This window comes from Streptomyces sp. NPDC030165 (assembly GCF_055573595.1).
Genome location: NZ_JBVIBD010000001.1, coordinates 449439 through 472159, shown reverse-complemented (window position 1 = coordinate 472159; position 22721 = coordinate 449439). Strand labels below are relative to the sequence as shown.

General features: G+C 73.1%; 21 protein-coding genes. 16 read left to right on the top strand and 5 right to left on the bottom strand.

Going from position 1 to position 22721, the window contains the following annotated elements:
- Window positions 1–98: 98 nt before the first annotated feature.
- A complete protein-coding gene (locus tag ACZ4Z1_RS02170; protein ID WP_468484650.1) occupies window positions 99–1400 on the top strand; it encodes an HAD family hydrolase in 1302 nt (433 codons plus the stop codon).
- Window positions 1401–1452: 52 nt separating this feature from the next.
- Here the strand turns inward: ACZ4Z1_RS02170 and ACZ4Z1_RS02165 are convergent, their stop codons facing one another.
- Window positions 1453–2670 carry an alanine racemase gene (locus tag ACZ4Z1_RS02165; RefSeq protein ID WP_468484649.1) on the bottom strand — a complete coding sequence of 406 codons (1218 nt, stop codon included), beginning with the start codon at window positions 2668–2670 and terminating at the stop codon, window positions 1453–1455.
- A 225-nt stretch (window positions 2671–2895) separates the two neighbouring features.
- Between ACZ4Z1_RS02165 and ACZ4Z1_RS02160 the strand changes: the two genes are divergently transcribed.
- The 4 genes from ACZ4Z1_RS02160 (at window position 2896) to ACZ4Z1_RS02145 (ending at window position 7161) form a co-directional block, all read left to right on the top strand.
- On the top strand, window positions 2896–4182 hold the full coding sequence (locus ACZ4Z1_RS02160) for a hypothetical protein (RefSeq protein WP_468484648.1): 1287 nt from the start codon (window positions 2896–2898) through the stop codon (window positions 4180–4182).
- Window positions 4179–5342, top strand: coding sequence for a type VII secretion-associated serine protease mycosin (gene mycP, locus ACZ4Z1_RS02155; RefSeq protein WP_468484647.1), 1164 nt, complete (start codon window positions 4179–4181; stop codon window positions 5340–5342). The genes ACZ4Z1_RS02160 and mycP overlap by 4 nt, the downstream gene beginning before the upstream one ends.
- Window positions 5343–5604: 262 nt before the next feature.
- Window positions 5605–6342 carry an SseB family protein gene (locus ACZ4Z1_RS02150; RefSeq protein WP_468484646.1) on the top strand — a complete coding sequence of 246 codons (738 nt, stop codon included), beginning with the start codon at window positions 5605–5607 and terminating at the stop codon, window positions 6340–6342.
- Window positions 6343–6432: 90 nt separating this feature from the next.
- Window positions 6433–7161, top strand: a complete 729-nt coding sequence (locus ACZ4Z1_RS02145; RefSeq protein ID WP_468484645.1) for an MIP family channel protein — start codon at window positions 6433–6435, stop codon at window positions 7159–7161.
- A 157-nt stretch (window positions 7162–7318) separates the two neighbouring features.
- Here the strand turns inward: ACZ4Z1_RS02145 and ACZ4Z1_RS02140 are convergent, their stop codons facing one another.
- Entirely contained in the window at window positions 7319–7708 is a 390-nt protein-coding gene (locus ACZ4Z1_RS02140) for a DUF1844 domain-containing protein (RefSeq protein ID WP_468484644.1), read from the bottom strand.
- Between the two features lie 386 nt (window positions 7709–8094).
- Between ACZ4Z1_RS02140 and infC the strand changes: the two genes are divergently transcribed.
- The 10 genes from infC to ACZ4Z1_RS02090 all read left to right on the top strand — a co-directional run bounded on the left by infC (window position 8095) and on the right by ACZ4Z1_RS02090 (window position 19047).
- Window positions 8095–8709, top strand: a complete 615-nt coding sequence (gene infC / locus ACZ4Z1_RS02135; RefSeq protein WP_360135417.1) for a translation initiation factor IF-3 — start codon at window positions 8095–8097, stop codon at window positions 8707–8709.
- A gap of 120 nt (window positions 8710–8829) precedes the next feature.
- Window positions 8830–9024: a 50S ribosomal protein L35 gene (gene rpmI, locus ACZ4Z1_RS02130; protein WP_030017691.1), complete on the top strand. Its 195-nt coding sequence runs from the start codon at window positions 8830–8832 to the stop codon at window positions 9022–9024.
- Between the two features lie 104 nt (window positions 9025–9128).
- The gene (gene rplT / locus ACZ4Z1_RS02125; RefSeq protein WP_030017690.1) at window positions 9129–9512 is read left to right on the top strand and encodes a 50S ribosomal protein L20; all 384 of its coding nucleotides are present in this window, start codon (window positions 9129–9131) and stop codon (window positions 9510–9512) included.
- A gap of 103 nt (window positions 9513–9615) precedes the next feature.
- Entirely contained in the window at window positions 9616–10470 is an 855-nt protein-coding gene (locus ACZ4Z1_RS02120; protein ID WP_468484643.1) for a TrmH family RNA methyltransferase, read from the top strand.
- A gap of 40 nt (window positions 10471–10510) precedes the next feature.
- Complete coding sequence (locus ACZ4Z1_RS02115) at window positions 10511–11641, top strand: sensor histidine kinase (RefSeq protein ID WP_468484642.1); 1131 nt, start codon at window positions 10511–10513, stop codon at window positions 11639–11641.
- Between the two features lie 141 nt (window positions 11642–11782).
- Window positions 11783–12907 carry a phenylalanine--tRNA ligase subunit alpha gene (gene pheS, locus ACZ4Z1_RS02110; RefSeq protein WP_468484641.1) on the top strand — a complete coding sequence of 375 codons (1125 nt, stop codon included), beginning with the start codon at window positions 11783–11785 and terminating at the stop codon, window positions 12905–12907.
- Window positions 12907–15465 carry a phenylalanine--tRNA ligase subunit beta gene (gene pheT / locus ACZ4Z1_RS02105; RefSeq protein WP_468484640.1) on the top strand — a complete coding sequence of 853 codons (2559 nt, stop codon included), beginning with the start codon at window positions 12907–12909 and terminating at the stop codon, window positions 15463–15465. Before pheS ends, pheT begins: the two co-directional genes overlap by 1 nt.
- A gap of 316 nt (window positions 15466–15781) precedes the next feature.
- Complete coding sequence (locus ACZ4Z1_RS02100) at window positions 15782–16999, top strand: PP2C family protein-serine/threonine phosphatase (protein ID WP_468484639.1); 1218 nt, start codon at window positions 15782–15784, stop codon at window positions 16997–16999.
- Window positions 17000–17129: 130 nt separating this feature from the next.
- Window positions 17130–18467, top strand: coding sequence for a transcriptional regulator (locus ACZ4Z1_RS02095; protein WP_468484638.1), 1338 nt, complete (start codon window positions 17130–17132; stop codon window positions 18465–18467).
- 49 nt (window positions 18468–18516) lie between these two features.
- Window positions 18517–19047 carry an NUDIX domain-containing protein gene (locus ACZ4Z1_RS02090; RefSeq protein WP_030017683.1) on the top strand — a complete coding sequence of 177 codons (531 nt, stop codon included), beginning with the start codon at window positions 18517–18519 and terminating at the stop codon, window positions 19045–19047.
- 42 nt (window positions 19048–19089) lie between these two features.
- Here the strand turns inward: ACZ4Z1_RS02090 and ACZ4Z1_RS02085 are convergent, their stop codons facing one another.
- Together ACZ4Z1_RS02085 and ACZ4Z1_RS02080 are read right to left on the bottom strand one after the other, a co-directional pair.
- On the bottom strand, window positions 19090–19347 hold the full coding sequence (locus tag ACZ4Z1_RS02085; RefSeq protein WP_365841949.1) for a hypothetical protein: 258 nt from the start codon (window positions 19345–19347) through the stop codon (window positions 19090–19092).
- A gap of 734 nt (window positions 19348–20081) precedes the next feature.
- The gene (locus ACZ4Z1_RS02080) at window positions 20082–20939 is read right to left on the bottom strand and encodes a 3-hydroxybutyryl-CoA dehydrogenase (RefSeq protein ID WP_468484637.1); all 858 of its coding nucleotides are present in this window, start codon (window positions 20937–20939) and stop codon (window positions 20082–20084) included.
- A gap of 179 nt (window positions 20940–21118) precedes the next feature.
- On the opposite strand from ACZ4Z1_RS02080, the gene ACZ4Z1_RS02075 reads away from it, so the two are divergent.
- Complete coding sequence (locus ACZ4Z1_RS02075; protein WP_468484636.1) at window positions 21119–22429, top strand: glycoside hydrolase family 10-like protein; 1311 nt, start codon at window positions 21119–21121, stop codon at window positions 22427–22429.
- 15 nt (window positions 22430–22444) lie between these two features.
- On the opposite strand, the gene ACZ4Z1_RS02070 is transcribed toward ACZ4Z1_RS02075, so the two are convergent.
- Entirely contained in the window at window positions 22445–22648 is a 204-nt protein-coding gene (locus tag ACZ4Z1_RS02070; protein ID WP_468484635.1) for a DUF1918 domain-containing protein, read from the bottom strand.
- Between the last annotated feature and the right edge of the window lie 73 nt (window positions 22649–22721).

Below are 22721 nucleotides of genomic sequence, written 5' to 3'. Positions count from 1 at the left end.
AGATCACCCCGGGACCGGTGCCCCGGCGCGCCGGTCCCGGGGTTTTTCTGCCCGCAGGAACGTCACTGCCGACATTCCGCCCCTATCACCGGAGAACCATGCGCACCAGACACGCCCTCGCCCTGGGGCTGGCCACCGCCGCGACCGTCACCACCCTCGCGGCCACCGGGCCCGCGATCGCCGCGGCCCCCGCGCACCCCGCGAAGGCCCCGGAGCGTACGAGCTGTCCGCAGCTCTCCAAGAAGATCAAGTGGTACGGCGACAACCGCGCCAGGATCCAGCGCATGATCGACGAGCGCGGCAGCTGCTCACACCCGAAGCCGGGCCCCGAGGGCCGCCCCGTCGCCGCCTTCGACTGGGACAACACCGTCGTCAAGAACGACATCTCCGACGCCACGCTCGCCTGGTCCCTCAAGCACGACAAGATCCTGCGGCCCAGGAGCTGGAAGTCCACCAGCCCCTGGATGACCACCGCCGCCGACCGCGCCCTGACCAAGGCGTGCGGCACCTCCGTACCCGCCGGCCGCCCGCTGCGCACCTCCAAGAACGCCGCCTGCGCCGACGAGATCATGGAGATCCGCAGCGAGGCCCGCACCATGAGCGGCCAGGCCGCCTTCGCGGGCGAGTGGAACCACCGCCGCACCAAGCCCGAGTACGCCTGGATCCCGCAGTTGTTCGCCGGCCTGACCCCGGCCCAGGTCACCTCGTACGCCGAGCAGGCCCGCGCGGAGAACCTCGCCGCGCCCATCGGCACGAAGCAGACCGTCGGCACCCACCAGCTGGCCGGCTACATCCGCTACTACGACCAGCAGAAGGACCTGATCCGCACCCTCAAGGCGGCCGGCTTCCAGGTCTACATCGTCTCCGCGTCCTCCGAGACCATCGCCGAGGCGTGGTCCGGCGGCGTCGGCATCGACCGCGCGCACACCATCGGCGTCCGCAGCCTCACCGAAAACGGCCGGTTCACCACCGGCATCCGCGGCTGCGGCGACGTCAAGGACGGCCACGGCGAGGTGCTGCCGTACATGGACGGCAAGCGCTGCCTGATCAACCAGGAGATATTCAAGATCAAGGGCGCCGAGGCCTGGCGCTTCCAGGACCCCGCGCACCGCATCGCGCTCGGCGGCGGCGACGCCAACACCGACGTCACCTTCGTCAACGACGCCACCGGCGTGCACCTGGCCATCAACCGCAACCAGCCGGAACTGATGTGCCGCGGCTACGACAACGCCGACGGCCGCTGGGTGGTCAACCCGATGTTCATCGAGCCGCTGCCCCGCAAGTCCGGCACGTACCCCTGCGCCACGAAGGGCTACACCAACACCGACGGCGGCCTCGGCGCGGTCCGCCGCCCCGACGGCACCGTCGTGCCCGACCAGCGGGACCGCATCCACGCCTGACCCGGCCCGACACGCCGGACCGGCGGAAGCCGTGACGCCCGGGAGGGCCGCCCTACAGGAAGGTGCGGCCCTCCCCGCGGTACGTCGGCACCGTCTCCACCACCCGGTCGCCCTCGACCAGGTGCAGCTCCGCGAACCGCTCGCACAGCTCACCGGCCTTCGCGTGCCGGAACCACACCTTGTCGCCGAGCCGCAGCCCGTCAGCGGCCGGCCCGAGCAGCGGCGTCTGCACCTCCCCGGCCTCCTCCTGCGGGTCGTACCGCAGCCCCTCCGGCAGGAACGGCACCGGCGACCGGTCCCGGCCCGCCACACCCGACGCCGGATATCCGCCGCCCAGCACCGTCACCACACCTCCGCCCGGCCGCCGCACCACCGGCTGCGCGAACAGTGCCGCCGGACGGCCCGTGAACGACCGGTAATGGTCGAACAGCCGCGGCACGTACAGGCCCGACCCCGCCGCCACCTCGGTCACCGCGGCCTCGGCGGCCGTGTGCTGCACGCTGCCGGTGCCCCCGCCGTTGACGAACTCCAGGTCCGGCGCCTCGGCCCGCACCGCGCGCACCACCTCCCAGCGCCGCCGCGCCAGGTCCCGGCGCGCCGCCGCCTGCATCGCCTGTACGGCGCGCGAGCGCAGCGGATGCCCGGCGACCGCGTCACCCACACCCGCCACATGCCCCTCGTACGCCATCAGGCCCACCACCCGGAACCCCGGACGGCGCGTCACCGCGCGGGCCAGCGCGGCCACCTGCTCCGGCCGGCTCAGCGGCGAGCGCCGCGCACCGACGCGCACCCGGCCGCCCAGCGGCCGGAAGGCGGTGTCCCACTCCAGGCACACCCGCACCTCCTCACCGCCCCCGGCCGGGCGGCAGGCGTCGATCAGGTCCAGCTGCGCCACGTCGTCGACCATCACGGTCACCGCGCCCGCCGGCTTCGGATCGGCGGCCAGCTCCGCGAAACCCGCCCGGTCCGCCGACGGATACGCCAGCAGCACGTCCTCGAACCCCGACCGGGCCAGCCACAGCGACTCGGCCAGCGTGAAACTCATGATCCCCGCGAAGCCGTCCCGCGCCAGCGCCCGCTCCAGCAGGGCGCGGCAGCGCACCGACTTGCTCGCCACCCGCACCGGCTTGCCCTGGGCCCGCCGCACCAGATCGGCGGCATTGGCATCGAACGCCCCCAGATCGACGACGGCCAGCGGCGCGTCGAGACGGGCGGTGGCCCGGTCGAGGCGGGCCCTGTCACCAACTGCGTCGCACGTGTACCGGGACATGGCCCGCAGCCTGCCAGAAGGGGTTACGGGTGGGTAGGGGGAGAGAACACGACAGACCGGGCGCCGGACGCCCGGGTACGCCGGACGAGTTGGAGCACCGGCGGCGCCAGCCCGTAGAGTGGCGGACGCCGCAACCAGCAGGTCAGCGGTGTGATGTCCGGATACGAACCACCCTGCCCCGATTGCTGGTCGGGCCGGGGAACACAGGCGCGAGGGGGAGCGCGGGTGAGCACCGAAGCCGACTTCGCCGACGCGCATCGCCTTCCCCCCACCCCGCCCCGGGCCCCGCAGGTACCGGCACCGCCCGCAGAGGACCCGCACACCGCCGTCCTGCGCCCCGTCCCGGCGGAAAGCCCCGCCACACCCGGCCCCGACCCCATGCCGCCCGCCGCACCCGTCGCGGCCCCGGCCGCCACCCCGCCCCGGCCCGCCGCCCCGGCAGCGCCCGCAGTGGCGGACAGCCCGCCCCCGGCCGGCATCCCGCCGCGTCCCGCCGGCGCCCCGGCTCCGCCCCGTACGGATACCCCGTCCCCGCCCGCACCGGTCCCCGCCCAGGCCCCGGCGGACCGTTCCGCCACCCCTCGCGACACCGCCGCCTTCCACCTCGCCAACAGCGAGGCACTCTGGAACGGTCCCGACCCGAAAGCCCCGGCCATCCCACCGCGCCCCATCCAGCCCCCGGCCGGGACCGCACCGCCCCCCACCGGCCCCCCGCTCACCGGCCCGCCCGCACCCCCGGCACCGCCGTACGCCCCCAAAACCTCCCGGCGCACCGCGCTCGCGGCCGCCGGACTCGTACTCGGCCTCGGCCTCGTCGCGGGCGCCTCCGCCGGCACCTGGCTCGCCGACGACCCGGACGGCAGCCCCGCCGCCGAAGCGGTCTTCGCCCAGGGCCGCGAGGTCTGGCACAGCGCCCCCGTCGACACGCTCTTCCCCCGCACATTCAACGGCCTGGGCACCGGCCCCGGCGGCGCGGACCGCACCTGGACCCGCATCGCCGTCGCCCCCGACAGCGGCTGCGCCGGAGCGTTCGACCCGCTGCTGGCCAAGGCACTCGCCCCGGTCGGCTGCAACCGCCTGGTACGCGCCACCTACGTGGACGCCACCCGCACCAACGTCATCACCGCCGGCGCCGTCTCCACCAAGGCCGACCGCACCGCCATGCAGGACCTGCGCCGCCGCTTCGCCAAGGAGCACCTCGACACCCGTACGGACCTGATGCCCCGCCCGTACGCCGCCGAGGGCACCCCCGCGGCGGGCTTCGGGCCCGGCCAGCGCGCCAGCTGGAGCATCCGCGTCCTCGACGACCTGCCCGTCGTCGTCTACGCCGTCTCCGGCTTCGCCGACGGCCGCACCGTCGATGACCCGCAGCCCGCCGCCGAAGCCACCCGCACCGGCGCCACCACCGCCCCCGCCGAAGCCGGGCTCGGCCACGACGCCAAGGCCGTCGCCGACCGCATCGAGCAGACCTTCCGCAAGCAGGCCGCCAAGGGAACCACGGAGCCGCAATGACCAGGAGGCCCCTGCTGCGCGCCGCCGGCGTCGCGCTGGCCGCCGCCGCGCTGACCGTGCTGCCCGGCCTGCCCGCGCACGCCGACGGCATACGCGCCCAGGAGTGGGCGCTGAACGCCCTGCACGCCGAGAAGGCCTGGGAGACCACCAAGGGCGACGGCATCACCGTCGCCGTCCTGGACACCGGCGTCGACGCCGACCACCCCGACCTCCAGGGCCAGGTCCTGCCCGCCAACGACCTGGTCGGCTTCGGGGCCCGCCCCGGCGACAGCTCCTGGGCCGAGCACGGCACCGCCATGTCCGGCATCATCGCCGGTCACGGCCACGGCGCCGACCAGGCCGACGGTGTGATCGGCGTCGCCCCCGAAGCCAAGATCCTCCCGGTCCGGGTGATCCTGGAGGACAGCGACCCGCAGCGGCAGCGCGCCCGCACCGAACGTGCCGGCGCCCTCGCCGACGGCATCCGCTGGGCCACCGACCACGGCGCCGACGTGATCAACCTGTCCCTCGGCGACGACAGCCGCTCCGCCCACCCCGAACCCCGCGAGGACGCCGCCATCCAGTACGCCCTGAGCAAGGGCGTCCCCGTCATCGCCTCGGCAGGCAACGGCGGCAAGGACGGCGACCACGTCTCCTACCCCGCCGCCTACCCCGGCGTGATCGCCGTGACCGCCGTCGACCAGTGGGGCTCCCGCGCCAACTTCTCCACCCGCCGCTGGTACGCCACGGTCTGCGCACCCGGCGTCGGCGTCGTCATCGCCAACCCGGACCGCAAGTACTACGAGGGCTGGGGCACCAGCGCCGCGTCCGCCTTCGTCTCCGGCGCGGTGGCGCTCATCCGCTCCGCCCACCCCGGCCTCAGTCCCGCCCAGATCAAGAAGCTCCTCACCGACACCGCCCAGGACGCCCCGGAAGGCGGCCGCAACGACGAACTGGGCGCCGGCATGATCGACCCGGCAGCGGCCATAGAGGAAGCCGCCACCCTCAAGCCCACACCCCAAAAGCCCGAAGCAGCCACCTACGACAAGCACTACTTCGGGACGGGCCCGACCGCCGACACGTCCACGGACACCACTCCATGGCTCCCGTGGACCGCAACGATCACCGGCCTGGCCCTCATCACCACCTCAGCCATCCTCTGGCGCAAACACCACAACTGACCGCTCCGAGCCACCCACCGCACCGGTCCCAGCCCTCAACCGGCCCCGCACCGAGCCACCCGCCTTCCGCACCACGACCCTCCCCGCCCCCGAACCATGCCGGCCCCGCGCAGCGGCCACAGCCCGCCGCAGGCGCACACGACGCCGCAGCTCGAAGCGAACCGGCACCGAAGAACCGGCCCAGCCCGCCGCAGGCAGCAGCACATCGGGACCGACCGGCCCCACCCCCGGGCCCAGAGGGCCCACCGCTAGGCTCGAAGACGTGCTCAAGAACATCCCCACCTCGGACTTCTCCGACGACGACGGCACGGCCGACCCGGAACTCGCGGCAGCCTTGGCGGCCCACGCCGAGACCCGGTCGCCCGAGACCGAGACCCGGCTCCTGCCACTCCTGAGCCGGGCCCGGCTCCTCGTACCGGTCGTCGCGGTCCTCGGCGAGGTGGAGACCGGCCCGGACGGCCTGAAGCGGGAGAAGACCAGCGACATGGCCGTACCGACGCTGCAGGCCCCCGACGGCCGCCGCGCGCTGCCCGCCTTCACGTCCATGGACACGCTGCACCGCTGGCGGCCGGACGCCCGCCCCGTGGCCGTGCCGATGCGCCAGGCCCTGCTCGCCGCCGCGCACGAGAAGGCGGACACGGTCGTCATCGACCTGGCGGGCCCGGCGACGTACCAGCTCACGGGCGCCGCGCTGCGTGCCCTCGCGGAGGGCCGGGAGAGCAGCGACCCGCGCGAGGACCCGGCCGTCACCGACGCGCTGCGCACCCTGGTGGCCGCCGAGCCGGACGTCCTGGCTGCCCGCCTGGACCCCTCGGCGGACGCCGACGCGACCTTGGCCCTCAAACTCGCCCCGGAGGCCGCGCCCGCCGCCGTCGCGCAGCGCCTGGCCGAGGCGCTGGCCGCCGACGAGACCCTGCGCTCCCGGCTCGTACGCGGCCTCGACCTGGCCCTGCTGCCGCCGGGTTCCGAATCCGCCGGCGAACCCTTCTACGAGCGCTGAACCGGCCGGTCACAGCACCCGCCGAGAGGCGGATCCCGGTGACGGGGCTCACAATGCGAGGAGAGAGCAAGATCCGCGCGAGGAGGCCCCATGGAGACGACAACGGAGACCCGCACGGTCGTATCCGAGTTCCTCGGGACGCTGCTCCTGGTGTTCTTCGCCGTCGGCTCCGCGGTGCTGGCCGGCGAGTACATCGGAACCTTCGGCATCGCCCTGGCATTCGGCTTCACCCTGTTGGCCCTGGCGTACGCGATCGGCCCGATCTCGGGCAGTCACGTCAATCCGGCGGTGACGCTCGGCATGCTGCTGGCCCACCGCATCACCCCCCGTACGGCAATCGAGTACTGGATCGCGCAGCTGCTGGGCGGCATCGTCGGTGCCGCGCTGCTGTTCCTGGTCGCCAAGCAGGTGCCGGGCCTGAAGACCAGTGAGGCCTTCGGGTCCAACGGGTGGGGTGACCGCTCGGCCGTGCACATCAACCTCGGCGGCGCCTTCGTGGCCGAGATCGTGCTGACGTTCCTGCTGGTGTTCGTGGTGCTCGCGGTCACGCACCGGGTGGCGGTGGTCGGCTTCGACGGCCTGCCGATCGGCCTGGCGCTGGCGGTCGTGCACCTGATCGGTATCCCGCTCACCGGTACGTCGGTGAACCCGGCCCGCAGCATCGGCCCGGCCCTGTTCGCGGGCGGCGGCGCACTGTCGCAGCTGTGGCTGTTCATCGTGGCGCCCCTGATCGGCGGCGCGCTGGCCGCGGTGGTCCACCAGATCACGCACCCGCCGAACGAACCCAAGCTGGTCGCGGACGAACGCTCCGCGACGTAGCGGCGCGGCACCGTACGACGCCTACGACGAGGAGGCCGCCCCGGCACCGAGCCGGGAGCGGCCTCCTCGCCTGCGCGACGGACGCACCCCCGGGGCGCGCCGCCGGGCCGCGTACGGGACACAGGGCCCACCCGTACGCCGCCCGGCCCGGTACGGGCTACCCGTACACCGGCCCCGTGAACTTCTCCCCGGGCCCCTGCCCCGGCTCGTCCGGCACCAGCGATGCCTCACGGAAGGCGAGCTGCAGCGACTTCAGCCCGTCCCGCAGCGGAGCGGCATGGTACGAGCCGATTTCGGTCGCGCTGGCCGTGACCAGCCCGGCCAGCGCCTGGATGAGCTTGCGGGCCTCGTCCAGGTCCTTGTGCTCGGCGCCCTCCTCGGCGAGGCCGAGGTTGACCGCCGCCGAGGACATCAGGTGCACGGCGACCGTGGTGATCACCTCGACGGCCGGTACGTCCGCGATGTCGCGGGTCATGGCGTCGAAGTCCGGGTTCGCGGGGGCGGCGGGTCCGGCCGGGCCGGGCTGCTGCGGGGTCTGGTCACTCATGGCTCGCGCTTCACTTCCTGCTCAGGGGTCGGCTCAACCTTATGGCCCGCCCGCGGGCGGGAGGGGCCCGCCCCTGCGGCCCGTGGACGGGCGAGTGGGGCCCGGCCCGCGGCTCGTGTACTCTGGGAGTCCGACCGGTCGAGCACTCATGTGCCCGACCCACAAGTGGAGGCTCCGATCTCCCACCCGAACCGACCTCACGGTCGGCGGGTCAACGGTCTGGCTGCGCCCCGCGATGACATCGCGGCGGTGCTCCCGATCCATTGAGGAGCCCCGCCTGTGTCCCGTCCGGGGCGTTTTTCGTGTTCCGGCGCGGTTGGTCACATCGAAACAGACGTTACGCGGCAGTCCGCCAGGCCGTCGCGTGGTGCTACCGAGGAGGATCCATCAGCGCCGAGCCCCGCATCAACGACCGGATTCGCGTCCCTGAGGTGCGACTCGTCGGTCCCAGTGGCGAGCAGGTCGGCATTGTGCCGCTTGCCAAGGCCCTGGAGCTTGCGCAGGAGTACGACCTCGACCTGGTCGAGGTGGCGGCGAACGCCCGTCCGCCGGTCTGCAAGCTCATGGACTACGGAAAGTTCAAGTACGAGTCGGCCATGAAGGCCCGTGAGGCGCGCAAGAACCAGGCGCACACGGTCATCAAGGAGATGAAGCTCCGGCCGAAGATCGACCCGCACGACTACGACACCAAGAAGGGTCACGTCGTCCGGTTCCTCAAGCAGGGTGACAAGGTCAAGATCACGATCATGTTCCGTGGTCGCGAGCAGTCCCGCCCCGAGCTGGGCTTCCGACTGCTGCAGCGCCTCGCGGAGGACGTCCAGGACCTCGGGTTCATCGAGTCGAACCCGAAGCAGGACGGCCGCAACATGATCATGGTCCTCGGTCCGCACAAGAAGAAGACCGAGGCGATGGCCGAGGCCCGCGAGGCGCAGGCCGCCCGCAAGGCGGAGCGCCAGGGTTCTGCCCCGGAGCAGGACGTCGAGGAGCCCGCCGAGGCGTGATCCAGGGTGCGAACCCCGGACCGCGCCGGGGTCGCCCCGGACAGCAACCGATACATCTGACGCCCCCGGGCGCCGGTCCCCGGACCGGTGGGGGCGCCATCCAAGAGGAGAGAACGGCGCATGCCGAAGAACAAGACGCACAGCGGTGCCAGCAAGCGCTTCAAGGTCACCGGCTCCGGCAAGGTGATGCGGGAGCGCGCCGGCAAGCGCCACCTGCTCGAGCACAAGTCGTCCCGCGTGACGCGTCGCCTCACCGGCAACGCCGAGATGGCCCCGGGCGACGCCGCGAAGATCAAGAAGCTTCTCGGCAAGTAAGTCCTGCCCGCCCCGCCCCACGGCGTGGCACAGGACCTGGACCGGGACCCATTCGATTCGGGTCGTGTGACGACACCCACGGCCCCGCTACAAGGAGTTAACAAGTGGCACGCGTCAAGCGGGCAGTCAACGCCCACAAGAAGCGCCGGGCGATCCTCGAGCAGGCCAGCGGCTACCGCGGCCAGCGTTCCCGCCTCTACCGCAAGGCGAAGGAGCAGGTCACCCACTCCCTCGTCTACAACTACAACGACCGCAAGAAGCGCAAGGGCGACTTCCGTCAGCTGTGGATCCAGCGCATCAACGCCGCTGCCCGCGCCAACGGCATGACCTACAACCGCTTCGTGCAGGGTCTGAAGGCCGCCAACATCGAGGTGGACCGCAAGATCCTGGCCGAGCTCGCGGTCAACGACTCCAACGCGTTCGCCGCGCTGGTCGAGGTGGCCCAGAAGGCGCTGCCGAGCGACGTCAACGCCCCGAAGGCCGCCTGAACCACGGCCTGAGGCACGTTTGTCACGGACCCGCAGGCCCCCGGCCTGCGGGTCCGTCGCTCTTCCGCACGCCCCACCCACCCGAAGAAGTGAGCCGCCGCCCATGGGCACCCCCGAGTTGATCTCCCCGCGTTCCGCACGCGTCGCCGCCGCCCGGCGGCTGGCCCGCCGCAACTTCCGCGGCAAGGAGCGCCGGTTCATCGCCGAGGGCCCGCAGGCCGTACGGGAAGCCGTGGAGCACCGCTCCGGCGGCGAGCGCACGCTCGTCGAGCTGTTCGCCACCCCGGAGGCCGCCGAGCGGCACGCGGAGATCCTCACCGCGGTACGGGCGGCCGGCGTACCCGTCCGCTTCGCCGACGACGCCACCATCGCCGACCTGTCCCAGACCGTCACCCCGCAGGGCCTGGTCGGCGTCTGCCGGTTCCTGGACTCGCCCTTCGAGGAGATCCTGGCCGCCCGGCCGAAGCTGGTCGCGGTGCTCGCCAACGTACGCGACCCCGGCAACGCCGGAACGGTGCTGCGCTGCGCGGACGCCGCGGGCGCCGACGCGGTCGTGCTGACCGACGCCTCCGTGGACCTGTACAACCCCAAGTCGGTCCGCGCCTCGGTCGGTTCGCTCTTCCACCTCCCGGTCGCCGTGGGCGTACCGGTCGAGCAGGTCGTCGGCGGGCTGCGGGACGCCGGCGTACGCATCGTGGCGGCCGACGGGGCGGGCGCCGACGACCTCGACGCCGAGCTGGACGCGGGCACCATGAGCGGCCCGACGGCCTGGGTGTTCGGCAACGAGGCGTGGGGGCTGCCGGAGGAGACCCGCGCACTGGCGGACGCCGTGGTGCGCGTCCCCATCCACGGCAAGGCCGAGAGCCTCAACCTGGCCACCGCGGCCGCCGTGTGCCTGTACGCCTCCGCCCGCGCCCAGCGCACCACCGGAGGGTGCCGCTCCGCCTCCCGCGACTAGTAGGGTTGCGTGCCCGGGGAACCGGAAGGGGGTAGCGGGGATGAGTACGAGGGCATCCGGTACGACGGTCGCCGCCGATCCCTGTCCGGACGGCGGCCCGCGGCCCCTCGGAGCCGGTCTCACCGGCGCCGGGCTCGAACCGGACGACCTGCCCGACGGCCTGGTCGTCGCCGACGAGACCGGCCGGGTGGTCTGCTTCAACGCCGCCGCGGCCCGGATCACCGCCATCGACCCGCGCGACGCGCTGGGCCGCCCGCTGGAGAAGGCGCTGCCGCTCCAGGACATCGAGGGCCGCCGCTGGTGGCAGCTGACCGACCCGTACGGCGGACTGGCGATCCGCAGCGGCCAGCCCGAGCGCAACCTGCTGCTCGGCGGCCGCGAGGTGCTGGTCTCCGCGCGGTACGTGCGCAGCCACCCCACCGGCCCCGTCCGGCGGCTGGTCGTCGCGCTGCGCGGCACCGAGGCGCGGCGCCGCACCGAGCTGAGCCACGCCGAGCTGATCGCCACCGTCGCCCACGAGCTGCGCTCGCCGCTCACCTCGGTGAAGGGCTTCACCGCCACCCTGCTGCAGAAGTGGGAGCGCTTCACCGATGACCAGAAGCGGCTGATGCTGGAGACCGTGGACGCGGACGCCAACCGCGTCACCCGGCTCATCGCCGAGCTGCTGGACATCTCCCGCATCGACTCCGGCCGCCTGGAGGTGCGCCGCCAGCGGGTGGACATGGCCGCCGCCGTACGCCGGCACGTCCAGGCGCAGACGACGGCGGGCCAGCCGTCCGACCGCTTCCTGATCCGCACGGTCGAGCCGCTGCCCGACCTGTGGGCGGACCCGGACAAGGTCGACCAGGTGCTGGGCAACCTGCTGGAAAACGCGGTGCGGCACGGCGCCGGAACCGTCACCATCGAGGTGGGACCGGCATCGGTCTCCGGAGCGGAAGGGACGAGCGTCAGCGTGAGCGACGAGGGCCCCGGCATCCCCGAGGAGTCGATGAGCCGCGTCTTCACCCGCTTCTGGCGGGGCAGCAAGCGCGGCGGCACCGGCCTGGGCCTCTACATCGTCAAGGGCATCGTCGAGGCCCACGGCGGCGCGATCACGGTCGGCCGCGCGCCCGCCGGCGGCGCCCTGTTCCGATTTATCCTGCCCGTCGGGACCCCGGCCTTCATGGCCTGAGCGGCGCCCGGCGGGCCCACCCCCGTCGGGGCTCGGATGAGGCGCGGCCGCCCTGCCCCGTAGACTGCACCTTTGGCACCTTTGGCACTGCACACGTCGGGGGCAAGCCGCGCGCCAAGCCCATCGGAAGCACGGGAAGAGATGTCCGCACCCAATAAGTCGTACGACCCTGTCGAGGTCGAGGCCCTGAAACCGGAAGAGATCGCCCGCATGCGGGACGAGGCGCTCGCCGCCATCGCCGCCGCCGGTGACCTCCAGGAGCTGCACGAGGTGAAGGTCGCGCAGACCGGCGGCACCTCGCCGCTGGCGCTGGCCAACCGCGAGATCGGCGCGCTGCCGCCGCAGGCCAAGGCCGAGGCCGGCAAGCGCGTCGGCCAGGCCCGCGGCCAGGTGAGCCAGGCGCTCAAGAAGCGCCAGGAGGAGCTGGAGGCGGAGCGCGACGCCCGGGTGCTGGTCGAGGAGGCGGTGGACGTCACGCTGCCGTACGACCGCGCCCGGCCGGGCGCCCGGCACCCGCTCACCACCCTGTCCGAGCGGATCGAGGACGTCTTCGTGGCCATGGGCTACGAGGTCGCCGAGGGCCCCGAGGTCGAGTCGGAGTGGCTGAACTTCGACGCCCTGAACCTGTCGCCGGACCACCCGGCCCGCACCACGCACGACACGTTCTTCGTCGAGAACGCCGCGACCGGCACCGACCAGTCCGGTGTGGTGCTGCGCACCCACACCTCGCCCGTGCAGATCCGGTCGATGCTCGACCGCGAGCCGCCGCTGTACGTGGTCTGCCCCGGCCGCGTCTACCGTACCGACGAGCTGGACGCCACCCACACCCCGGTGTTCTCGCAGGTCGAGCTGCTCGCCATCGACGAGGGCCTGACCATGGCGGACCTCAAGGGCACCCTGGACCACATGGTCGAGGCGCTCTTCGGCGAGGGGATGCAGACCCGGCTGCGGCCGAACTACTTCCCGTTCACCGAGCCGTCCGCCGAGATGGACATGGTCTGCTACGTGTGCCGCGGCGCCTCCGTCGGCGACCCGGAGCGCCCGTGCCGTACCTGCTCCAGCGAGGGCTGGATCGAGCTGGGCGGCTGCGGCATGGTCAACCCGCGGGTGCTGGTGGCCTGCGGTGTCGACCCGGAGAAGTACAGCGGATTCGCCTTCGGGTTCGGCATCGAGCGGATGCTGATGTTCCGCCACAACGTCGAGGACATGCGAGACATGGTCGAGGGTGACGTCCGGTTCACCCGGCCTTTCGGGATGGAGATCTGATGCGGGTCCCGCTTTCTTGGCTGCGGGAATACGTCGACCTGCCGGACGGTGAGTCCGGCCGGGACGTACAGGCCAAACTCGTCGCCACCGGTCTGGAGGTCGAGACCGTCGAGCAGCTGGGCGCCGGTCTCAAGGGCCCCCTGGTCGTCGGCAAGGTCCTGACCATCGAGGAGCTGGAGGGCTTCAAGAAGCCGATCCGCTTCTGCACGGTCGACGTCGGCCAGGCCAACGGCACCGGCGAGCCGCAGGAGATCGTCTGCGGCGCACGCAACTTCGCGGTCGGCGACAAGGTCGTCGTGGTGCTCCCCGGCGCCACCCTGCCCGGCGACTTCAAGATCGCCGCGCGCAAGACGTACGGCAAGGTCTCGCACGGCATGATCTGCTCGGGCGACGAGCTGGGCATGGGCGACGACGGCAGCGGGGGCATCATCGTGCTGCCGCCGGAGTACGAGCCCGGCACCGACGCCATCGAGCTGCTCCAGCTCGTCGACGAGGTCCTGGACATCGCCGTCACCGCCAACCGCGGCGACTGCCTGTCCATGCGCGGCATCGCCCGCGAGGCCGCCATCGCCTACGGCCTGCCGCTGCGCGACCCCGCGCTGCTGGACGTGCCGCCGCCGAACTCCTTCGGCTACCCGGTCAAGATCGCCGACCCGATGGGCTGCGACCGCTTCACGGCCCGTACGGTCGTCGGTCTCGACCCGGAGGCGCGCTCCCCGATCTGGCTCCAGCGCCGCCTGCAGAAGGCCGGCATGCGCCCGATCTCGCTCGCCGTGGACGTCACCAACTACGTGATGCTGGAGCTCGGCCAGCCGCTGCATGCCTACGACCGCACCCGCGTGGACGGCACGATCGGCGTGCGCCGCGCGGAGCCCGGCGAGAAGCTGACGACCCTGGACGGCACCAAGCGCGTCCTGGACGCCGGGGACCTGGTCATCACCGACAACCGCGGCCCCATCGGCCTCGCGGGCGTGATGGGCGGCGCCAACACCGAGATCGCGGACGCGTCCCCCACTGCTTCAGGCGTGGGAGGTGCCCCCATCGACCCGGAGACCGGTCTGGTCAACGGCACCACCGAGGTCGTGATCGAGGCCGCGCACTTCGACGCGGTCTCCATCGCCCGCACCGCCCGCCGCCACCGGCTGACCTCCGAGGCGTCCAAGCGCTTCGAGCGCGGCGTGGACCCGCAGGCCGCGTCCGCCGCGGCGCAGCGCACCGTCGACCTGCTGGTGCTGCTCGCGGGCGGCACCGCCGAGGCCGGCGTCACCGAGGTCGTCTCGCCCAGCGGGCCGCGCACGATCACCGTGCGCGCGGACCACCCGGACCGCGTCGCGGGCGTCACGTACGGCCGCGAGACGGTCGTACGGCGCCTCCAGCAGGTCGGCTGTGACGTGTACGGGCAGGACGAGCTGGTCGTGACGGTGCCGTCCTGGCGGCCCGACCTGACCGATCCCAACGACCTGGCCGAAGAGGTCATCCGTCTGGAGGGCTACGAGAACCTGCCCTCCACGCTGCCGAAGCCGCCCGCCGGGCGGGGCCTGACGGAGCGCCAGCGGCTGCACCGCCGGGTCGGCCGCGCGCTGGCCGGCGCCGGTTACGTCGAGGCGCTGAACTACCCGTTCCTCGGCGAGACGGTGCTCGACCAGCTCGGCATCGAGGACGACGACCCGCGCCGGCGGACCGTACGGCTGGTCAACCCGCTCTCGGACGAGGAGCCGCTGCTCCGTACCACGCTGATCCCGGGCCTGCTCACCGCACTGCGCCGCAACGACGGCCGGGGCTCGCACGACCTCGCGCTCTTCGAGACCGGCCTGGTCTTCCGGCCGACCGGCGACGAGAAGCCGTCCGTGCGGCTGCCCGTCGACCGCCGGCCCACCGACGAGCAGATCGCCGCGCTCGACGCCGCGCTGCCCGAGCAGCCGCGCCGGGTCGCGGTGGTGTTCGCCGGCGCCCGCGAGCAGGACGGCTGGTGGGGCAAGGGCCGCCCGGCCACCTGGGCGGACGCCGTCGAGGCGGGCCGCACCGTGGCGCGCGAGGCGGGCGTCGAGCTGATCGTGCGCCAGGACCAGCACGCGCCCTTCCACCCGGGCCGCTGCGCGGCGCTGCTCGCCGTGATCGACGGCGAGGAGGTGCTCGTCGGCAACGCCGGTGAGCTGCACCCGCGCGTCACCAAGGCGCTCGGCCTGCCGGAGCGCACCGGCGCGATGGAGATCGACCTGGACCGCCTGGAACGGGCCGGCCAGGGCGTGGTGCAGGCCCCGCGGATCTCCACCTTCCCGGTCGCCACCCAGGACGTCGCGCTGATCGTGGACGCGTCGGTCCCGGCGGCGGAGGTCGAGGCGGCGCTCCGCTCCGGCGCGGGCGGCCTGCTCGAATCGCTGCGGCTGTTCGACGTGTTCACCGGCGAGCAGGTGGGCGAGGGCAAGAAGTCCCTGGCCTACGCGCTGCGCTTCCGGGCGCCCGACCGCACGCTGACCGCCGACGAGGCGTCCGCCGCCCGTGACGCGGCGGTCGCCGCCGCGGTCGAGCGGACGGGCGCGGTGCTGCGCGGCGCGTGATCCACGCGCCGTGGGCGCCCGTACGCCACGGGCATCCCACCGGGGCCCGGCGACGACCCGAAGTTCGTCGCCGGGCCCCGGTGCGTTTCCCTCGGCTTCACCCGTTCGAGTGAGATCAGAGCGCAAAGTGGCCGTTTGGCCACACGCAGTCGCGAGAATCGTCATCGGACGATGCGGCTTGCTCAGACAGAGGGTCTGCCGCGGGGCGAGGGCATGCCGTCGCGCTCCCGCCGTCAGCCCGAGGGACGGACGGGACGTCGACGACAGGGCCCAGGGCAGGGCCGACCGCCTCGATGGTTGCTGGGGGAGCATCGGCATGATCCGAACCTGGGCGCGGCGGGGCGGAGCGTGCCTGCCGCGGGCCGCGCGGGCCCGGCGGGCCTTCGTCCTCGTACTGCCCGGCCTGTGGGTGCTCGGCGTGCTCGTCTGGGAACTGTGCACCCCCGCCGAGGGCCAGTTCCTCCAACTCCTCGCCGCCGCCCCCGCCATAGCCTGCGCAGGCACCGGCCGGCGGCAGTGCGTCGTACTCGGCGGTCTGTGCGCCCTGCTCGCACTGCTCCCGTTCGGTGAGTCCCCCGGCGCGCACACCCTCGCCCGAATCGGCACCTGCTGCGCCGTCCTCGTGGTCGTCGCCGCCAGCTACCTGACCGCGGGGCGCCGCCTGCGCCTGCTGCGGGAGCTGGAGCGTACGAAGGAGGTGGCGACCGCCGCGCAGCGGGTACTGCTGCGTCCGCTGCCCGCGCGGGTGGACGGCATCGTGGTCGCCGCCGACCACCTCGCGGCGGGCGAGGCGGCGACGGTCGGCGGCGACCTGTACGACGTCGTGGCGACGCGGCACGGCGTCCGGGCCGTCATCGGTGACGTGCGCGGACACGGCCTCGGCGCCATGGGCACGGTCGCCGCGGTGCTCGGCAGCTTCCGTGAGGCGGTCCACGACGAGCCGGACCTGGGCGGTGTACTGCGGCGCCTGGAGCGTGCCCTTCAGCGGCACCTGCGGGAGCGGGCCCGCGCCGAGCACCCGTCGGCGGGTGCCGAAGAGCCGGAGAACCCGCTGTCCGAGGAGTTCGTGACGCTGCTGCTGGTGGAGATCGCCCGGGACGGCGCCGTACGGACCCTCAACTGCGGGCACCCCTGGCCGTACCGGCTCAGCCGCGGCGGCGCGCTGCCGGACGCGCCCGGTGAACCGATGCCGCCGCTCGGCCTCTTCCCGCTCCCCGCCGAGCTGCCGGTGACGGACCGCCCGCCGCTGCTGCCCGGCCAGGCGATCTTCCTGCACACGGACGGGGTGACGGACGCCCGGGATGCCGGCGGCACGTTCTTCCCGCTGCCGCGGGCGCTGGACGACGGCATCCGGTCGGTCCGGGACTGCCGGGCCGCCGCGCTGGTGGACGAGGTACGGGCCGCGCTGCTGCGGCACTCCGGCGGACAGCTGTCCGACGACGTGGCGCTGCTGGTGCTGTGCAACGACCGCCTGCGGGTACCCGCCCAGGCGGACGCGGCGGCCCTGGCGCGCGGGCGTGTCCGGGCGGAGTGAAGGAGGGCGCGGCCGGTTCACACCCCGTGTGCAGCGCGCTTCATTACGCTGATCTCAAGGGGTTGTTGAGTCGACAAGTCTACGAGGGCCGTCCGGCCGGAGAGCGGGGCGGTCCCGTCAGGAGGGCACCATGGAGCCCAACAGCCTGCTCGACGCGATTCTCGACGAGGCAGGCATCTCGCACGCCGGGCTGGCGCTCCACGTCAACCAGCTCGGCCGGCAGCGCGGACTCGCGCTGCGCTACGAACACACAGCCGTGGCCCGGTGGCTGAAGGGCCAGCGGCCACGGGGCCAGGTACCCGACCTGATCTGCGAAGTCCTCAGCGAGCGGCTGCACCGGGCCGTGGGGCTCGACGACATCGGACTGAGCCGGCCGGGAGTGCGCCGCGTCCCGGACACGCCGCTCTCCGGGTTCGTGGAACGCGCCACCGCGCTGTGGCGCTCCGACGAGCAGCAGCGCCCCCACGTGCTGTCCGCCCCTGCCCTCACCGGTACCTCGGCGGTCATCCCCGTCTGGGAGTGGGAGAACCCGCCCGAGGACTCCGACGTGTCCCGGGACGGCCTGACCAGGGTCTCCATGGCGGACATCGAAATGCTCCGCGCGGCGCGTACGCACTACGAGCAGATGTACCGGAAGGCGGGTGGTATCGCGACGAGAACGCGGGTCGTGGGATTCCTCAACACCGAGGCGGCGCCGCTGCTGCGGGGCAGCTACACCGATGCGACGGGACGTCAGCTCCACCGGGCCACCGGCGGACTGGTGGCCGTCGCGGGCATCTGTGCGTACGACTCGGACGCCCTCGGACTGGCCCAGCGCTATTTCCATCAGGCACTGCGGCTGGCCAAGGCGAGCGGGGACCGGGGGCTCGGCGCGTACGTCATCGCGCTGCTGGTCAACCAGTCCCTGTTCGTACGGGAGTACCGTCAGGCGGTCGCCTTCGCGGAGGCGGCCCTGCGGGCGGCGGGGCCGCAGATCACCCCGGCGCTCGCGGCGGATCTCTACGCGATGCAGGCCAAGGCGTACGCACGCCTGGGTGACGGGGCGAGCGCCCTCTCCTGCATCCGGCGGGCGGAGGCGGCGGCCGAGCGCATACGCCCTGGTCAGGAACCCGACGAAACGGATTACGTCCAGCCGGGCCTGGTGAACGTCCAAGTGGCGGAGGCGCTGCTGAGCCTGGGGGACCTGCGGGCCGCCCGGGCCCACGCGGACGCCGCCGTCGACACCCCCGCGCACGACCGGGGCCGGGTCCACCGGCTGGCCATGCTCACCCATATCGAGCTGCGCCAAGGGGACGCGGACCAGGCTGTGGCCAACGCCGCGCAGATGACCGAACAGGCGCGGGGAATGGAGTCGCAGCGGTTACGGGACCGGCTGCGGGCGGTGCGCGAGCACCTGGCCGAAACCGGAGGTTCCGCCACCGACGAAGCTGCCGATCTGATCGACGAGGCGCTGCGCGTTCCACTGTGAAGCCGGCCCGTGTCACCTTGCCGGCTCAACGGCGGAAGGTGGCACATACGTGCGATGGAAGAATCTCAGTGAGCAGACCGTGTACGAGAACCGCTGGTTCCGGGTCAACCTCGCCGATGTCGAACTCCCCGACGGCCGCCACCTGGATCACTTCCTGATCCGGTTGCGGCCCGTCGCCGTGGCCACAGTGGTCAACGAGGCCAACGAGGTGCTGCTGCTGTGGCGGCACCGCTTCATCACCGACACCTGGGGATGGGAACTCGCCGCAGGGGTGGTCGAGGACGGCGAGGACATCGCCGCCGCGGCCGCCCGGGAGATGGAGGAGGAGACCGGGTGGCGCCCCGGCCCCCTCGAACACCTCCTCTCCGTGGAGCCGTCCAACGGCCTCACGGACGCCCGGCACCACATCTTCTGGTCCGACCAAGGCGCGTACGTGGGCCATCCCGAGGACGACTTCGAGTCCGACAAACGGGAGTGGGTCCCCCTGAAACTGGTACCCGACATGATCGCCAGAGGGGAGGTGCCGGCCGCCAACATGGCGGCCGCACTGCTGCTGCTGCATCACATCCGGCTGGGGTGACCCGGGCCGCGGCGCGCACGGTGCGCCGCGGACCCGCCGGCCTCAGCGCCCCATCGCCTGCCATACGGCGATCGCCAGCGCCGCGAGCCCCGTGAGTGCGGCGATGGAGGGCAGCGGCCAGCGGCCGTGCTCCAACCGCGTGACGCGGGCCTGCAGGTCGCCCGCGTCACGTTCATTCTGTTCGGAGCGCTGCGCGAGCAGCGCCAACTGGCCGTCGACACGTGCGGTCCGCACATCCAGGCAGCGTCTCAACTCCGCCGTATCGGTGGCAACCAGATCGGGTTCGGGGTGGGCGGTCACGGTCCGCTCCTCTTTCCTCTCTCGGGCGGGACTTCGTTGTCCATACGCGCACCAGTCAACTGCCTCGGCACGTACGGCGGGAGCGTGTGCGGAAGGAATATGCGGGTCTGCCGCGCACACCCCGTGTGAAGTCACCCGCCGTGACGGGCCCGGAGGGAGTGCGCGGTTCACACGGGGTGCGAACCGCGCACCACAAGCGGCCGCGTTCACACGCTCCCGACCATGGCCCGGAAGCCCGACGCTGGATTCTAACGGGGGCCGCTGCCGGTGGACGGGCGCCCATCGGCCGGTTGTCCGCCCGCCGTCTTTCCCCCGAGCGGCGGGCGGACCACAACGGGGGACGCCACTCAGGGGGCCGGAAGGACGGCGGGCGGCACACACGGTCGCGGGCATCGCACCGACGACGCGGAAAAGGGCGGGGCCGGGGGACCGGGTCCGCCCTTACTCCGGTGCAGGGCCGAGGGCTCGGCAGGGCCGGTAGGCCGGTCCGTACGGCCCATCACTCCGTCTGCGGGGTCGGCTCCGCCCTACGCCGACGACGTGGGAACGGCCCTCGGTGCGGGCCTCGGCATCGCTGTCTGGGCCGCGGGGGCGGTGATCCTGGGCGTGGTCCGGCTGGTGACGGGGACGAGGCCGAGCGCGGGCAGCGGCGGTGAGGGGGCGTCGGCGGAGAAACGGCGTGCGGGCCGCCTCCGACGGGGAGGCGGCCCGCACGCCGTGGTGGCGGTGGTGGCTCAGTACGAGTAGAAGCCGGAGCCCGTCTTGCGGCCGAGGCGGCCGGCGTCCACCATGCGCGCGAGGAGCGGAGGAGCGGCGTACAGCGGCTCCTTGTACTCCTCGTACATCGAGGCGGCGACCGAGGCGACGGTGTCCAGGCCGATCAGGTCGGAGAGCTTGAGCGGGCCCATCGGGTGGGCGCAGCCCATCTCCATGCCGTTGTCGATGTCCTCGCGGCTGGCGATGCCGGACTCGAACATCCGGATCGCCGAGAGCAGGTACGGGATCAGCAGCGCGTTGACGACGAAGCCGGAGCGGTCCTGGGCGCGGATCGCGTGCTTGCCCAGCACGTTCTGCACCAGCGCCTCGGCCCGCTTGATCGTCTCCTCGCCGGTGGTCAGCGCGGGGATCAGCTCGACCAGCTTCTGCACCGGCGCCGGGTTGAAGAAGTGGATGCCGATGACCTGGTCGGGACGGGAGGTGGCGACCGCCAGCTTCACCAGCGGGATGGAGGAGGTGTTGGAGGCCAAGATCGCGTCCGGGCGGGTCACCACCTGGTCGAGGACCTGGAAGATCTCCGTCTTGACCTGCTCGTTCTCCACGACCGCCTCGATGACGAGGTCGCGGTCGGCGAACTCGCCGAGGTCGGTGGTGAAGCTGAGCCGGCCGAGCGTCGCGTCGCGTTCCGCGACGGTGATCTTGCCGCGCTCGGCTGCCTTGCCGAGCGAGTTGGTCAGCCGCGTGCGGCCCAGCTCCAGCGCCTCGCCGGTGGTCTCAGCGACCATCACGTCCAGGCCGGAGCGGGCGCACACCTCGGCGATACCGGCGCCCATCTGGCCGCAGCCCACCACTCCGACGCGTTCGATGTCGGTCACATCGTGCCTTTCGCTGATCTCGGGGTCCGGCGGGACGCGCGGGGCCGTCCGTGCCGGTGGCAGGGACCCCGGCGTCCGCCTCGGCCCCGACGTTACTCCGCGGGATGCTGTGCAGCGGGGGCAGGGGCGGGCATTCTGGTGTCCTGAGACGGACGTTCCGGACACTTTGGGGGCGCGGCATGAGACGGATCACACGCAGAGCCTTCGCGGTCGCGGCCCTCACGGCGGCCGCCGCGGCACCGGCGCCGGGGAGCGCGGCGGCCCGCGGCCGCGGTGCGGACGGCGGCCGGCCGGAGTTCCGCGGCATGTGGCTGGCCACCGTCGCCAACCGGGACTGGCCGTCCGGACCGGGGCTGCCGGCCGCCTCGCAGCAGGCCGAACTGCGCGCCTACCTGGACGCTGCGGTGGCGCGCCGCCTGAACACGGTGGTCTTCCAGGTGCGGCCGACGGCCGACGCGCTGTGGCCGTCCCCGTACGAGCCCTGGTCGGAGTACCTGACCGGTGTCCAGGGCCGGGACCCCGGCTGGGACCCGCTCGGCCTCGCCGTGCGCGAGGCCCACCGTCGCGGCCTGGAACTGCACGCGTGGTTCAACCCGTACCGCATCGCCAACCACACCGACCCGACGCGGCTGGTGCCCACCCACCCGGCGCGGCTGCACCCGGACTGGGCCGTGCCGTACGGCGGCAAGCTGTACTACAACCCGGGCCTGCCCGAGGTCCGCGCCTTCGTGCAGGACGCGATCCTCGACGCGGTGGAGCGCTACGACATCGACGGCGTCCACTTCGACGATTACTTCTACCCTTACCCGGTGGCGGGCCAGACCTTCGACGACGACGCCGCGTACGAGGAGTACGGCGGGGACTTCGCGACCCGCGCGGACTGGCGGCGCGACAACATCGACCTGCTGGTGCGTGAGACGGGGGAGCGGGTGCGGGACGCGCGGTCGCCGGGCGGCGGCCGGTGGCCCGGCCGCGGCGGGGGCCGCCGGCACCGGCCGCGCCGTACGCACCACCGCCCCGTACGGTTCGGTATCAGCCCCTTCGCCATATGGCGCAACCAGGCCACCGACCCGTCCGGCTCCGACACCCGCGCGGGCGTGCAGACGTACGACGACCTCTACGCCGACACCCGCAAGTGGGTGCGCGAGGAATGGATCGACTACATCGTGCCGCAGGTGTACTGGAACATCGGCTTTCCCGCGGCGGACTACGCCAAGCTCCTGCCCTGGTGGTCGGAGACGGTCACCGGCACCCGCGTCCAGCTGTGCATCGGCGAGGCCCTGTACAAGGCGGGTGCGCCCGGCCAGCCGCCCGCCTGGCAGGACCCCGCCGAACTCTCCCGCCACCTGACCCTGGCCCGCCGCTACCCGGAGGTGCGCGGCCACATCTTCTTCTCCGCGAAGGAGGTGGCCGAGGACCGCACCGGCGCGATGGCGCGGGTCGTCGCCGACCATTACCACGGGCCGGTCCGGCCCCCGCGCCCCGCGTGAGCGGCGGCCGCGCCCCTACTCCTGGGCGTCGGCCGTCGGGAAGTGCCGTACGACGGTGTCCGGGCCCGGGGACATCAGCGTCTCGCGGCCGTCCGCGAAACGTACGCGGTACGGCGGGGTGCCGTCCGCCCCCAGGACTTCGATGATCTCGGCGGTCCGGTCCTGCTGCCCCACGATCCTGCCGTGCACCAGCAGCCGGTCTCCCACACTGGCTCTCATCGGCTACGGCCTCCTCGTCAGTCGGTCGGAGGGTGACTGTTCCGTGGCGGCAAGTCTACGGCCGGGCCCCGCC

Bases quoted from the DNA above. Each gene is read 5' to 3' on its own strand.
- ACZ4Z1_RS02070 (WP_468484635.1), bottom strand. From the start codon at position 22,648: ATGAGAGCCAGTGTGGGAGACCGGCTGCTGGTGCACGGCAGGATCGTG.
- ACZ4Z1_RS02165 (WP_468484649.1), bottom strand. From the start codon at position 2,670: ATGTCCCGGTACACGTGCGACGCAGTTGGTGACAGGGCCCGCCTCGAC.
- pheS (WP_468484641.1), top strand. From the start codon at position 11,783: ATGTCCGCACCCAATAAGTCGTACGACCCTGTCGAGGTCGAGGCCCTG.
- ACZ4Z1_RS02140 (WP_468484644.1), bottom strand. From the start codon at position 7,708: ATGAGTGACCAGACCCCGCAGCAGCCCGGCCCGGCCGGACCCGCCGCC.
- ACZ4Z1_RS02100 (WP_468484639.1), top strand. From the start codon at position 15,782: ATGATCCGAACCTGGGCGCGGCGGGGCGGAGCGTGCCTGCCGCGGGCC.
- rpmI (WP_030017691.1), top strand. From the start codon at position 8,830: ATGCCGAAGAACAAGACGCACAGCGGTGCCAGCAAGCGCTTCAAGGTC.
- ACZ4Z1_RS02115 (WP_468484642.1), top strand. From the start codon at position 10,511: ATGAGTACGAGGGCATCCGGTACGACGGTCGCCGCCGATCCCTGTCCG.
- mycP (WP_468484647.1), top strand. From the start codon at position 4,179: ATGACCAGGAGGCCCCTGCTGCGCGCCGCCGGCGTCGCGCTGGCCGCC.
- ACZ4Z1_RS02170 (WP_468484650.1), top strand. From the start codon at position 99: ATGCGCACCAGACACGCCCTCGCCCTGGGGCTGGCCACCGCCGCGACC.
- ACZ4Z1_RS02120 (WP_468484643.1), top strand. From the start codon at position 9,616: ATGGGCACCCCCGAGTTGATCTCCCCGCGTTCCGCACGCGTCGCCGCC.
- ACZ4Z1_RS02145 (WP_468484645.1), top strand. From the start codon at position 6,433: ATGGAGACGACAACGGAGACCCGCACGGTCGTATCCGAGTTCCTCGGG.
- pheT (WP_468484640.1), top strand. From the start codon at position 12,907: ATGCGGGTCCCGCTTTCTTGGCTGCGGGAATACGTCGACCTGCCGGAC.
- ACZ4Z1_RS02075 (WP_468484636.1), top strand. From the start codon at position 21,119: ATGAGACGGATCACACGCAGAGCCTTCGCGGTCGCGGCCCTCACGGCG.
- ACZ4Z1_RS02095 (WP_468484638.1), top strand. From the start codon at position 17,130: ATGGAGCCCAACAGCCTGCTCGACGCGATTCTCGACGAGGCAGGCATC.